Origin of the sequence: Lentzea flava (genome assembly GCF_014648475.1) — a bacterium.
GTDB lineage: Bacteria > Actinomycetota > Actinomycetes > Mycobacteriales > Pseudonocardiaceae > Lentzea > Lentzea flava.
Map to the genome: position 1 here is coordinate 22,329 of NZ_BMRE01000055.1, position 12,151 is coordinate 34,479.

The 12,151-nt window shown below is 68.2% G+C and carries 12 protein-coding genes; 11 read left to right on the forward strand and 1 reads right to left on the reverse strand.

Features of this window, described 5'->3' with window-relative positions; translation table 11 throughout:
- The first annotated feature begins 71 nt into the window (after positions 1-71).
- Positions 72-836, forward strand: coding sequence for an SDR family oxidoreductase (locus IEZ09_RS38245; protein WP_189258731.1), 765 nt, complete (start codon positions 72-74; stop codon positions 834-836).
- Between the two features lie 10 nt (positions 837-846).
- Here IEZ09_RS38245 and IEZ09_RS38250 read toward each other — a convergent pair whose 3' ends face one another.
- The gene (locus IEZ09_RS38250) at positions 847-1,677 is read right to left on the reverse strand and encodes a DUF3800 domain-containing protein (protein WP_189258732.1); all 831 of its coding nucleotides are present in this window, start codon (positions 1,675-1,677) and stop codon (positions 847-849) included.
- Between the two features lie 319 nt (positions 1,678-1,996).
- Between IEZ09_RS38250 and IEZ09_RS38255 the strand changes: the two genes are divergently transcribed.
- The 10 genes from IEZ09_RS38255 (at position 1,997) to IEZ09_RS38300 (ending at position 12,151) form a co-directional block, all read left to right on the forward strand.
- A complete protein-coding gene (locus IEZ09_RS38255) occupies positions 1,997-3,091 on the forward strand; it encodes an ABC transporter ATP-binding protein (protein ID WP_189258733.1) in 1,095 nt (364 codons plus the stop codon).
- A 98-nt stretch (positions 3,092-3,189) separates the two neighbouring features.
- Positions 3,190-4,131, forward strand: a complete 942-nt coding sequence (locus IEZ09_RS38260; RefSeq protein ID WP_189258734.1) for a metal ABC transporter solute-binding protein, Zn/Mn family — start codon at positions 3,190-3,192, stop codon at positions 4,129-4,131.
- Entirely contained in the window at positions 4,128-4,919 is a 792-nt protein-coding gene (locus IEZ09_RS38265; protein WP_189258735.1) for a metal ABC transporter ATP-binding protein, read from the forward strand. Before IEZ09_RS38260 ends, IEZ09_RS38265 begins: the two co-directional genes overlap by 4 nt.
- Complete coding sequence (locus tag IEZ09_RS38270; RefSeq protein WP_189258736.1) at positions 4,916-5,731, forward strand: metal ABC transporter permease; 816 nt, start codon at positions 4,916-4,918, stop codon at positions 5,729-5,731. The genes IEZ09_RS38265 and IEZ09_RS38270 overlap by 4 nt, the downstream gene beginning before the upstream one ends.
- A 103-nt stretch (positions 5,732-5,834) precedes the next feature.
- Complete coding sequence (locus tag IEZ09_RS38275) at positions 5,835-6,569, forward strand: GntR family transcriptional regulator (RefSeq protein ID WP_229813325.1); 735 nt, start codon at positions 5,835-5,837, stop codon at positions 6,567-6,569.
- A gap of 39 nt (positions 6,570-6,608) precedes the next feature.
- Positions 6,609-6,836 (forward strand): 4Fe-4S dicluster domain-containing protein, encoded by a 228-nt coding sequence (locus IEZ09_RS38280; protein ID WP_189258738.1) that lies wholly within the window; start codon positions 6,609-6,611, stop codon positions 6,834-6,836.
- A gap of 11 nt (positions 6,837-6,847) precedes the next feature.
- Positions 6,848-8,155, forward strand: coding sequence for an ABC transporter substrate-binding protein (locus IEZ09_RS38285; protein ID WP_189258739.1), 1,308 nt, complete (start codon positions 6,848-6,850; stop codon positions 8,153-8,155).
- A complete protein-coding gene (locus IEZ09_RS38290) occupies positions 8,155-8,919 on the forward strand; it encodes an ABC transporter permease (RefSeq protein WP_189258740.1) in 765 nt (254 codons plus the stop codon). The genes IEZ09_RS38285 and IEZ09_RS38290 overlap by 1 nt, the downstream gene beginning before the upstream one ends.
- Positions 8,916-9,572 (forward strand): ABC transporter ATP-binding protein, encoded by a 657-nt coding sequence (locus tag IEZ09_RS38295; protein ID WP_189258741.1) that lies wholly within the window; start codon positions 8,916-8,918, stop codon positions 9,570-9,572. The genes IEZ09_RS38290 and IEZ09_RS38295 overlap by 4 nt, the downstream gene beginning before the upstream one ends.
- Positions 9,569-12,151, forward strand: a complete 2,583-nt coding sequence (locus IEZ09_RS38300; protein ID WP_189258742.1) for a fumarate reductase/succinate dehydrogenase flavoprotein subunit — start codon at positions 9,569-9,571, stop codon at positions 12,149-12,151. Before IEZ09_RS38295 ends, IEZ09_RS38300 begins: the two co-directional genes overlap by 4 nt.

Below are 12,151 nucleotides of genomic sequence, written 5' to 3' on the forward strand. Positions count from 1 at the left end.
CTCTAGGTACCTACTAACTTCACGATGTTAGCTTTCTTCTCGATACCGAAACAACGGCTGAGGAGAAGCTCGTGATCGTGGTGACTGGGGCGACCGGCAACGTGGGACGCCCGTTGATGGAGCTGCTGGGGGACAAGGCTGTCGGCGTCTCGCGGCCGCGGGTCGACCTGCTGCGCCCGGCTTCGCTGGAGCCGGTGCTGGACGGCGCCGAGGCGTTGTTCCTGCTGTTCGGCGGAGACCTGCTGGGGCCGGACACGGACATCGCCGCCGTGCTGGACGTGGCGAAGGCAGCGGGTGTGCAGCGGGTCGTGCTGCTGTCGTCGCAGGGCGCCGGCACGCGGCCGGGCATGGTGCCGCACTCGCGGATGGCGTCGTTCGAGGAGGGCGTCCGGCAGTCGAGTCTGGAGTGGACGATCCTGCGGCCGAGCGGGTTCTTCACCAACGCCTACGCGTGGGCCGGTCGTGGCGTGGCCGCGGCGCCGTTCGCAGACGTGGCGCTGCCCTTCGTCGATCCCGCGGACATCGCCGCCGTCGCGGCGGTGGCGCTGAAGGGCGGCCATGAGGGGCAGACGTATGTGCTGACCGGTCCGGAGGCGCTGACTCCGCGGGAACGGGCCGAGGCGCTTTCGCTGCCGTTCGTCGAGCAGTCCGTTGAGGAGGCCCGCGAGCAGATGCTGCAGTTCATGCCGCCGCCCGTGGTGGAGGGGACGCTGACGATTCTCGGTTCGCCGACGGAAGAGGAGCAGCAGGTGAGCGGCCAGGTGGAGCAGGTGGCGGGACGTGCGGCGACCCGATTCGCCGAGTGGGCCGTGCGCAACGCGAAGGCGTTCGGCTGAGGGTTCCGGTTCAGTCGCCGAACAGCGCTGAGCCGGGACGCTTCCCAACCGGATCGCTCACGACGAGACCGCCTCTCCAGCGGCCGGTCTCGTCGCGATAGCGGAACTGGAGGTCCTTCAGCGCCTCGCCGTGCGCCTTTGTGACTTCCTTGTACCGAGGCGACGAATGCGCCAAGGTTCGCGCCTGAGTGCAGTACCCGGCTGCCGCCATCGGGAAGACCAGCGTGCTGGCAATCAGATCCGCGATCTGCAGGCCGACGTGGTTGTCGCTGTGCGCGAACAACGGCACCTCCAGCATCGGCGGATATGGATCTCCACCGGTTCGCCACTTCTGTGTGAAGACCGAGTGCGCGACCTGGATGTTCTGAGCCTGGGTGCGGCCGTCCGCGATGAGCAGGCCGTGTGAGCGGTTGGCGAGCAGGAACTGGCTGAAGTGGAGTGAAATGTCCTGCACTGCATAGCAGTAGCTGGCAGTCACCTTGAGGCTCTTGCCCTTTTCCTTGACCCACACACGCCCCACGACCTTGCAGTCGTAACGTGTGACCAGGTCGAGCAACTCCAGGCGGAAGATGTGGGCCTGGCGGCGCTTGTTCCGTGAGTCGCTGCGGGTCATCTGCAGCAGCTCGCTGCCTTTGATCTCAGTGAGCACGTGGTTCAGCGCAGGGCCGGTGGGGAACCGGCCGGGGAAGTGTCGACGCTTCAGTGCGAGAAAGTCGCGAGTGAGCGCGGGAACGAGGCTGGCATCGATGATCAGGCCCAGGATGACCATCACGGGCGTGGCGTTCGGGCTTTGGTCAGGTGGCTCGGAACCGCCGGATTCATCGAGGTAGCAGAGGTGCACCGACCCGAAGATAGCGCTAAGGCCGCTCCACGAAAGAGCGGCCCTAGGATGTGGCGTTCGGCCGAAGCCTAGGCGCCGTGAGATCAGGTCTCTGTCATCAACTATGCCAGTCTGTGTCGTTCTGTGGCAACTCTGCGTCCCTCTGCGTCCCTCTGCGTCCCTCTGCGTCCCTCTGCGTCCCTCTGCGTCCCTCTGCGTCAGCACGGCGGGACGTAAGCGCTTACGTTCACGCGCCTGAAACGTAAGCGCTTACGTCTGTTCCCGTAAGCGCTTGCAATGCCTAACGTCGCGCCCAGACAAGCGGTGAAAGGTGCGTCACATGGCAGAGGTGTCCTACGTCAAGGCGTCGCGCGTGTTCTCCGGCAACCCGCCGGTCCGCGCGGTCGACGAGCTGTCTCTCGAAGTCAGCGACGGCGAGTTCCTGGTGCTGGTCGGCCCGTCCGGTTCGGGCAAGTCGACCGCGCTGCGCATGCTCGCGGGCCTCGAGGACGTCGACGAGGGTGCCATCCACATCGGTGGCAAGGACGTCACGAACGTGCCGCCGAAGGGCAGGGACATCGCCATGGTGTTCCAGTCGTACGCGCTCTACCCGCACATGACGGTCGCGGAGAACATGGGCTTCGCGCTCAAGCTCCGCGGCGTCAACAAGGCCGAGATCAAGGCGAAGGTCGACGAGGCCGCCAAGATGCTCGACCTGACCAAGTACCTGGACCGCAAGCCGAAGGCGCTGTCCGGTGGTCAGCGGCAGCGTGTCGCGATGGGTCGCGCCATCGTGCGCGAGCCGTCCGTGTTCCTCATGGACGAGCCGCTGTCCAACCTGGACGCGAAGCTGCGCGTCGAGACCCGTGCGAACATCGCGGCGCTGCAGCAGCGGCTCGGCACCACGACGATCTACGTCACGCACGACCAGGTCGAGGCCATGACGATGGGGCACCGGGTCGCGGTGCTCAAGGACGGTCTGCTGCAGCAGTGCGACACGCCTCGCGCGCTGTACGACCGCCCGGCCAACGCGTTCGTCGCGGGCTTCATCGGCTCGCCGGCCATGAACCTCAAGACCGTGCCGATCACGTCGGAGGGCGCGAAGCTCGACGGCATCATCGTGCCGCTGAGCAGGGCCGCGCTCGACGCCGCCGGTGGTCTGGACGAGGTCACCTTCGGCATCCGGCCGGAGGCGCTCGGCATCGTGTCCTCCAACGAGGAGGGCATGGAGATGACGGTCGAGCTGGTCGAGGAGCTCGGTGCCGACGCGCTCGTGCACGGTGCGGTGAAGATCGGTGACTCGTCGCAGCGCTTCGTGGTCCGCGTCGACGGCCGCACGCCGCCGACCCTGGGCCAGCACGTCAAGGTCGCGGTCCGCGACCACAGCGAGATCCACCTGTTCCACCCCGAATCGGGCGAGCGCCTGGAGGCGTGAGTCACACGCGAAAGCCCCCGGCGTGACAGTCGGGGGCTTTTTCGTGTCGTAAACTGAACTCGACAACGGTTTCCATTACCTGATCGAGGGATGGCGTGATGACTCTCCGCAACGCTCTGGTCGGCACTCTCGCCGTCGTGAGCCTGGCCGCCTGCGGCACGACGAACACCCCGTCCTCGGACAGCGGCAAGATCCAGGTCGTCGCGTCCACGAACGTGTGGGGCAGCGTGATCAAGGCCGTCGGTGGGGACGCCGTCGAGGTCAAGGCGTTGCTGGACGACCCGAGCGCCGACCCTCACTCGTACGAGAGCAAGCCCGCGGACGCCGCGCTGGTCAAGGACGCCAAGCTGGTCGTGTTCAACGGCGGCGGCTACGACGACTTCTTCGCCAAGCTGATCACGAGCGACGCCACCAAGAAGATCGAGGCGTTCCCGCTGCGCGAGCACGACCACGCCGAGCCCACCAGCACGACGCCCACCAGCACGACGCCCACCAGCGCGGCCGCGGACGGCCACGACCACGAAGAGAACGAGCACGTCTGGTACGACCTGCACACCGTGCGCGCGGTGGCCGAGGCGGCCGCGAACGAGCTCGGTGCCATCGCGCCGGACAAGAAGACGACGTTCGAGAAGAACACCGCGGACTTCAGCGCGAAGCTCGAGGAGCTGGAGACGAAGGTCGACGGCATCGGCAAGGGCAAGAAGGTCGCCGCCACCGAGCCGATCGCGCACTACCTGATCGACGAGACCGAGGCCGAGGACGTCACGCCCGAGGCGTTCAGCAAGGCGATCGAGGAGGAGTCGGACGTGCCGGCCGCCGCACTCGCGTCGATGAACCAGCTGGTCGACGGCAAGCAGATCAACGTGCTGGTGGAGAACACCCAGACCGAGAACCAGGTCACGAAGCAGGTCGTGGAGAAGGCCAAGGCGGCGGGTGTGCCGGTCGTCCAGGTCACCGAGACGCTGCCCGCGGGCGTGACCAGCTACCTTGACTGGATGAGCAAGCAGGTGGACGCGCTGTCGCAGGCGCTCAAGGCATGACCGCGATCTCGCTGCGCGGGGCCCGCCTGTCCTACGGGGACAGGGTGTTGTGGGACGGGCTCGACCTCGACGTCGAGCCCGGTGAGTTCCTGGCGGTCCTCGGTCCGAACGGGTCCGGCAAGACCAGCCTGATGAGGGTGCTGCTCGGACTGCAGCCGCTGTCGTCGGGCACGGTCACGGTCGCCGGCGGCAACCAGGCCATCGGATACATCCCGCAGCAGCGAGCGCTCGACCAGTCCATGACGTTGCGCGGCCGCGACCTGGTGGGTCTCGGCCTCGACGGCTATCGGTGGGGCCTCGGCCTGCGCCACCGCCGTGAGCGCAGGATCCGCGTCGACGCGGCCATCGCGTCCGTCGGCGCCACGCGGTACGCGGACGAGCCGATCGGCCTGCTGTCCGGCGGTGAGCAGCAACGGCTGCGCGTCGCCCAGGCGCTCGTCGGCGACCCGGCCGTGATGCTCTGCGACGAACCGCTGCTCTCGTTGGACCTCGCCAACCAGCGCGTGGTCTCCGAGCTGATCGACAAGCGACGGCGGGAGGCCAACACGGCCGTCCTGTTCGTCACGCACGAGCTGAACCCGGTGCTGCCGCTGGTGGATCGGGTCCTCTACCTCGTCGGCGGGCGCTTCCGGGTCGGCACGCCGGACGAGGTCATGAACTCCCGGACGCTGTCCGAGCTCTACCGCACGCCCGTCGAGGTCGTCCGGGTGCGCGACCAGATCCTGGTCGTCGGGGCCGGTGCCTGCGAGGAGCAGACCCACCACCTCGCGACGGAGGCAGCGTCGTGACGATCTTCGACCTGCTGGAGCTCGACTTCGTGCAGACCGCGTTGATCGCGGCTGCCGTGCTCGGCCTCGTCGCCGGGGTGCTCGGCCCGTTCATCGTGACCCGCAAGATGGCGTTCGCCGTCCACGGCACGAGCGAGCTGGCGTTCACCGGTGGTGCGGCCGCACTGCTGCTCGGCATCGGCGTCGGCTACGGCGCGCTGGCGGGATCGATCATCGCCGCGGTGCTGCTCGGCGTGCTGTCGCGGCGGGAGAACGACCGCGACTCGGTGATCGGCGCGATCCTCGCGTTCGGGCTCGGCATGGGCATCCTGATGCTCGCCCTCTACAAGGGACGGGCGGCGAACAAGTTCGGCCTGCTGACCGGGCAGATCGTCGGGGTCGACTCGACGGACCTCAGCCTGCTGGTGGTCTCGTCGGTGGCGGTGCTCGCCGTGCTGGCGTTCATCTACCGGCCGTTGTTCTTCGCCTCGGTCGACCCGGACGTGGCGATCTCGCGCGGAGTTCCGGTGCGGTCGCTGTCGATCGTGTTCGCCGTGCTGGTCGGTGTGGCGACCGCTCTGAGCGTTCAGGTCGTCGGCGCGCTGCTGGTGCTGGCGTTGATGATCACGCCAGCCGCGGCCGCCATGCGGATCACCGCCTCGCCGTTGCGGGCGACGGTTCTTTCCGTTGTTTTCGCCGAGGTCGCGGCCGTCGGCGGCATTCTTCTCTCGCTGCAACCCGGCCTTCCGGTTTCCGCTCTCGTCACGGCGGTGAGCTTCGTGATATACCTCGTATGCCGAGGTATCGGGGCCGTTCAGCGCCGTTCCACCTGATGGACTGGCGTAGCTGCCGAATTTTCCCTGCACAGCGCGCTGACCAGGTGGCGTAACACGCTCGAAACAAACTGATCGTCGTTCGCCGTCCATGCTGTGGGCCATGAGCAGCAGCCAGCGAACCGAGCGGCGGTTGCGCGCCGACCGGGCGCGCCAGGCCGCCGACGTGATCCGCCAGCAGGTGGTGCGCCGTGCGTTTCCCGACGGTGTGCTGCCGGACGAACGATTTCTCGCGGCCGAGTTCTCGGTGTCCCGCAACAGCATTCGTGAGGCGCTGGAACTCCTGCGCGAGGAAGGCCTCATCGACCGCGTGCCCGGGGTGGGCACGGTGGTCGTGGCGGACAAGGTCGAGCACGGGCTGAACCAGCTGATGGGCCTCGCGGAAACCCTGCACGAACACGGGGAAGTCACCAACGACGTGCGGGCGGCGACCGTGATCCGGGCGCCTTCGTCCGTCGCCCAACGGCTCCAGCTGCCCGCAGACGCCCACGTCGTCTACGTCGAGCGGCTGCGGCGGCTGAACGGACTGCCGTTGTCGCTGGACCTCACCTATCTCGCGCTGGACGTCGGGGAACCGTTGCTCGACGAGGACCTCGTCAACCGCGACATCTTCTCGTTGATCGAGCAGACGTCCGGCCAGCGGCTGGGCACGGCCTCGATGGCGCTGGAAGCCGTGAACGCCGACCTGCACTCCGCGACCGTGCTGGAGGTGCCGCGCGGGGCGGCACTGATGGTGGTCGAACGCCTCAGTCATTTCGCTTCAGGACGCCCGGTCGATCTGGAGTTCATTCGCATGCGCGGTGATCGGCTGACCATGCGCGCCGAAATCTGTCGCTAAAACCCCATATTCCCCACCACATTCACCTGGAGTTGAGTCATGGCTCTGGTCAACAACCGTGCCGACGTACCGGTGACGATCAACGAATCCAAGTGCATCGACGGCTGCCGGCTGTGCGTTGACATGTGCCCGCTCGACTCGTTGGCCATCAATCCGGACACCAACAAGGCCTACATGCACGTGGACGAGTGCTGGTATTGCGGGCCGTGCGCCGCTCGCTGCCCCACGGGTGCGGTGACCATCAACATGCCCTACCTCCTGCGGTGAAAGGAAAACTGGTGAAGCGAGTTCTTCTGTCCACAGTTCTTCTGCTCGCCGCGTGCGGAACGGGCGAAGCGGCTTCCGGTGGCGAGGTCCCGGTCGTCATCGGCTACCAGTCCAAGACCATCAACACCGTCACCGCGGGCACGTTGTTGCGCGACAAGGGGTTCTTCGAGCAACGGCTCACCGAGCTCGGCAGGAAGACCGGCAAGACCTACAAGGTGACGTGGCAGGACTACGACACCGGTGCGCCGATCACCGCGCAGATGATCGCCGGGAAGATCGACATCGGGTCGATGGGCGACTTCCCGTTGCTCATCAACGGATCCCGCACGCAGAAGCAGGGTGATGATGGCACCCGGATGGTCGCGGTGACCGGCTACAACGCCCGCGGGGCGCTGAACATGGTCGTGGTGCCGCCCAGCTCACCCGCCAGGGCGCTGGCGGACCTGGCCGGGCAGAAGGTGTCCGCGAGCGTCGGGTCGGCCGGGCACGGGACGTTGGTGCGGGCATTGGGCGACACGAAGGTGACCGTGGAGAACCAGCAGCCGTCGGTGGGTGCTTCTGCCCTGCAGTCGGGCAACGTCCAGGCGCTGGCGCAGTTCGTGGCGTGGCCGGGACTGCTGGTGCACCAGAAGCAGGCCAAGCTGCTCTACGACGGTGCCGCGCTGAACCTGCCGACGTTGCACGGGACCGTCGTGCGCAATCCCTTCGCACAACAGCAACCCGAGGTGCTGCGGGAGTTCCTGCGTGCGCAGCTCGACGCGACGAAGTTCCTGCACACCAGGCCACTCGAGGCCGCGGAAATCGTCGCCAAGGCGACCGGCCTGCCCGTCGAGGTCGTCTACCTCTACAACGGGCCGAACGGGATCGCGACGTTCGACCTGTCGCTGAAGCCGGTGCTGCGCAAGGCGTTGAAGGAGGACGTGCCGTTCCTCAAGTCCATCGGCAACATCGACGAGCTCGACGTCGACAAGTTCATCGACGACAAGCCGTTGAAAGACGTCGTGGAGCCGACAGAGGACCTGACGAACCCCGCTTCGCTCGGCGGTGACCCGAAGGTCGCGAGCGAGGTGTGGTTCGACGGCGAGCAGCCGCAGGCCGTTGCCTCGCCGACGGCATTGCTGAAGCTCGTGAACTCCAGCGGCAAGAAGCCGCGGGTCGGGTACGTGCCGGACGCCGAGACGGGCACGCGGTGGTTCGCGGAGCACGCGTTCTGGGTGCGGTCCGGTGCCGACCTGCTGCCGTTCACGACCGAGGCGGCCGCGGCGAAGCGCGGTCAGGTGCTGACGTTCCAGCAGGCGTTGTCCTTGGCGGGCAAGTGATGCGCTGGGCGTTGAGGATCGGCTCGCTGGCGGCCGTTCTGGTGCTGTGGCAGGTGCTGACCGCGTCCGACGCGCGGGCGTGGCTGCGGTTCGACCAGCTGCCGACCGTGGTGGAGGTGGCGGAACGGTTCGTGACGCAGATCGGCGGCGTCGAGTACTACCACGACCTGGGCAACAGCCTGGCGCGGATCATGACCGGGTTTCTGCTGGCCGCGGTCCTGGGCATCGCGCTGGGCGTGCTGATCGCGCGGGCCACGTGGCTGGGCGACCTGCTGGGGCCGCCGCTGGAGGTCGTGCGGCCGATTCCGGCGATCGCGCTGGTGCCGATCGCGATTCTGCTGTTCCCCACCGACGAGCAGGGCATCGTGTTCATCACCTTCATCGCGGCGTTCTTCCCGATCCTCGTGTCGACCAGGCACGCGGTGCGCGCGTTGCCGACGATCTGGGAGGACGCGGTCCGCACGATGGGCGGGTCGCGGGTCCAGGTGCTGGTCCGCGTGGTGCTGCCCGGCACGTTGCCCGGCGTCTTCGGCGGCCTGTCGGTGGGGATGGGCGTGGCGTGGATCTGCGTGATCTCGGCCGAGATGATCTCCGGCCAGTTCGGCGTCGGGTACCGCACCTGGCAGGCCTACACGGTCGTCGACTACCCCGGCGTGATCGTCGGCATGATCACCATCGGCCTGCTCGGCTACCTGACCTCCGCCGCTGTCGAGCTGCTGGGCCGCCGCGTGACGCGGTGGCTGCCGCGGGAGGCACTGCGATGAGCCTGAGCGTGCGTTCGCTGACCGTCGGCTACGGCAGGTCCGCGGTGTTGTCGGACTTCTCGTTGTCGGTGGCCGACGGTGAGTTCGTGGTGGTGGCAGGGCCTTCCGGGTGCGGCAAGTCGACCCTGTTGCGCGCGGTCGCCGGGCTGATCCCGTTCTCCGGCGCCATTTCCGTGGACGGGGTCGCGGTGCGCGGGCCGTCGCGGGACCGGGCGCTGGTGTTCCAGGAGGACGGGCTGCTGCCGTGGCGCACCGCGTTGCGCAACGTCGAGCTTCCACTTGCCCTGCAAGGGGTTCCGCGCTCGCTTCGGCGTGCTCGGGCGGCGGAGTGGCTGGAGCGCGTCGGGCTGGCCGGCTTCGAGGACCACCTGCCGCGCGAGCTGTCGGGTGGCATGCGCCAACGCGTGCAGCTGGCCCGGACGTTGGCGCAGCAGCCGTCCGTGGTGCTGATGGACGAGCCGTTCGGCGCACTGGACGCCCAGACGCGCTCGTCGATGCAGGAGCTGGTGACCGAGGTGCTGTCCGGCACCACAACCCTGTTCGTCACGCACGACGTCGACGAGGCCGTGCTGCTGGGCGACCGCGTGGTCGTGCTCGGCGCGGGTGAGGTCGAACGCCGGCGCGACGCGATTCTCGCGGCGGTGAAGGCATGACGGTGGAGTTGTCCTGCGACGTCCTGGTGATCGGCGGCGGCACGGCCGGGTCGATGGCCGCGATCACCGCGGCCGAGGCTGGGCGTGACGTCCTGCTGCTGGAGAAGGCTCACGTGCGGCACTCCGGTGCGCTCGCGATGGGCATGGACGGCGTCAACAACGCCGTGATCCCCGGGAAGGCGCGGCCGGAGGACTACGTCGCCGAGATCACCCGTGCCAACGACGGGATCGTCAACCAGCGCACCATCATGCAGACCGCTACGCGTGGTTTCGAGATGGTGCAACGACTTGAGCGCTACGGCGTGAAGTTCGAGAAGGACTCGTTCGGCGACTACCACGTCCGCCAGGTGCACCGGTCGGGCAGCTACGTACTGCCGATGCCGGAGGGCAAGGACGTCAAGAAGGTCCTCTACCGGGTCATGCGGGAACGCCGGTTGCGCGAGCGGTTGCGCATCGAGAACCGCGTCATGCCGGTGCGGGTGCTCGTGTCGGAGGGGCGTGCGGTCGGCGCGGCCGGGTTCAACACGCGGACCGGTGAGTTCGTGACGGTGTCGGCCGGGGCGGTGATCCTGGCGACCGGCGCTTCCGGCCGGCTCGGGCTGCCCGCCTCCGGCTACCTCTACGGCACCTACGAGAACCCGACGAACGCCGGTGACGGCTACTCGATGGCCTACCACGCCGGGGCCGAGCTGTCCGGGATCGAGTGCTTCCAGATCAACCCGCTGATCAAGGACTACAACGGGCCGGCCTGCGCCTACGTGGGCAACCCGTTCGGCGCGTACCAGGTGAACGCGCTGGGGGAGCGGTTCGTCGACTGCGACTACTGGTCGGGGCAGATGATGGCCGAGGTGGCCGCGGAGATCGCCTCCGCGCGCGGGCCGATCTACCTGAAGACGACCCACCTGCCGGAGGAGTCGATCTCCGCGCTGGAAGGGATCCTGCACTCCACCGAGAGGCCATCGCGCGGGACGTTCCACAGTGGACGCGGGCACGACTACCGGACCCACGACATCGAGATGCACATCTCGGAGATCGGGTTGTGCGGCGGGCATTCGGCTTCGGGGGTGTGGGTCGACGAGAACGGGTGCACGACGGTGCCGGGGTTGTACGCGGCCGGTGACCTGGCGTGCGTGCCGCACAACTACATGATCGGCGCGTTCGTGTTCGGCGACCTGGCAGGGGCGCACGCGGCCGAGAACTTCGTTGCCGGACAACCGTTGCCCGCCGAGCAGGTGGCGGAGGCGGCCGAGTTGATCTTCCGGCACTCGCGCAACCCGGACGGGCCGCCGCAGCCCCAGGTCGAGTACAAGCTGCGCCGGTTCGTGAACGACTACGTGGCACCGCCCAAGACGGCCACGAAGCTGTCGCTCGCGCTGGAGGCGTTCGACCGGATGTCGGCGGAGATCGCGGAAATGGGGGCGCGGTCGCCGCACGAGCTCATGCGGTGCGTCGAGGTGTCGTTCATCAGGGACTGCGCGGAGATGGCCGCCGCGTCGTCGTTGATGAGGGACGAGTCGCGGTGGGGGCTCTACCACTCGCGAGTCGATCTTCCCGAGCGGGACGACACCCGGTGGTTCCACCACCTGAACCTCCGCAAGAACGCTGCCGGGGAGATGGAGTTCATCAAGCGGCCGGTCGCGGAGTACCTGGTGCCCGTCGACGGGATTGCGCACCGGGCCGGATCGGTCGAGTTCCTCGGGGTGCGGTCGGTGTCGGCGGCGTCGGTGTCGGCTTCCTCTGCTGCCGAGGAGGTGGTGGTCGAGTCCGGACGGGTGCTGGAGGTGCTGTCGCTGGTGGACTCGCAGCCGACGCTCGCGGTGCTGGAGCCGTACCTCGTCGACCCGGACGTCACGGTGCGCAGGGCCGCCGTGTCCGTGCTGACCGAGGCGGTGCCGGCCGGGTTCGAGTTCGCGCTGGTGCGGGCGATGGCGGACGAAGGGGTGCGGGACGCCGCCGCTGCGGGGTTGCGGGAGCTGGTCGAGGTGGTGCCCGCGTCGGACGCACTGCGCGAGGCCCTGGAGCGCTCGCCCGCACGGGCCGTGGCCCTGGAAGTGCTGTGGGCGCTGAAGCTCGGGACGGCCGAGCTGTACGCGGCGGGGCTGGAGTCGGCGGACATCGAGGTGCGGCTGGCCGCCGTTCGAGGACTGGTCGCGTTGAGGGAGGACGCGCTGCTGGCGGTCGCGGCCGCCGATCCGGCTCGGGAGTTGCGGGTGCAGGTCGCGAAGGGAATCACCGACGTGGGTGTGCTCGTCGCACTTTCCGGTGATTCGGACGTGCTGGTCCGGGCCGCGGCCCTGGAAGCGGCAGGGCGGGTCGGCTGGCCGCCCGCGCTGCACGAGCGGGCGGCCGGGTTGATCGACGACCCGGCCTGGGAGGTGCGCGTCGGCGTGGCCAGGGCGCTCGACGATCCCCAGCTCGTCGCCGGGCTGCTCGATGATCCCAACCTGGACGTCCGCAAGGCCGCCGTGCGGGCGTTGGAGCGGTGGAGGACCGATCCGGGGGTCGTGCTGGCGCTGAAGCGGGCGCTCGACGACACGGATGCCGATGTCCGGGCCTATGCCCGGATGGCGCTGGGGTGA

What these genes read in the sequence shown, in the direction of transcription:
- IEZ09_RS38255 (WP_189258733.1), top strand. Translation starts at nt 1,997, where the DNA reads ATGGCAGAGGTGTCCTACGTCAAGGCGTCGCGCGTGTTCTCCGGCAAC.
- IEZ09_RS38260 (WP_189258734.1), top strand. Translation starts at nt 3,190, where the DNA reads ATGACTCTCCGCAACGCTCTGGTCGGCACTCTCGCCGTCGTGAGCCTG.
- IEZ09_RS38265 (WP_189258735.1), top strand. Translation starts at nt 4,128, where the DNA reads ATGACCGCGATCTCGCTGCGCGGGGCCCGCCTGTCCTACGGGGACAGG.
- IEZ09_RS38275 (WP_229813325.1), top strand. Translation starts at nt 5,835, where the DNA reads ATGAGCAGCAGCCAGCGAACCGAGCGGCGGTTGCGCGCCGACCGGGCG.
- IEZ09_RS38280 (WP_189258738.1), top strand. Translation starts at nt 6,609, where the DNA reads ATGGCTCTGGTCAACAACCGTGCCGACGTACCGGTGACGATCAACGAA.
- IEZ09_RS38290 (WP_189258740.1), top strand. Translation starts at nt 8,155, where the DNA reads ATGCGCTGGGCGTTGAGGATCGGCTCGCTGGCGGCCGTTCTGGTGCTG.
- IEZ09_RS38295 (WP_189258741.1), top strand. Translation starts at nt 8,916, where the DNA reads ATGAGCCTGAGCGTGCGTTCGCTGACCGTCGGCTACGGCAGGTCCGCG.
- IEZ09_RS38300 (WP_189258742.1), top strand. Translation starts at nt 9,569, where the DNA reads ATGACGGTGGAGTTGTCCTGCGACGTCCTGGTGATCGGCGGCGGCACG.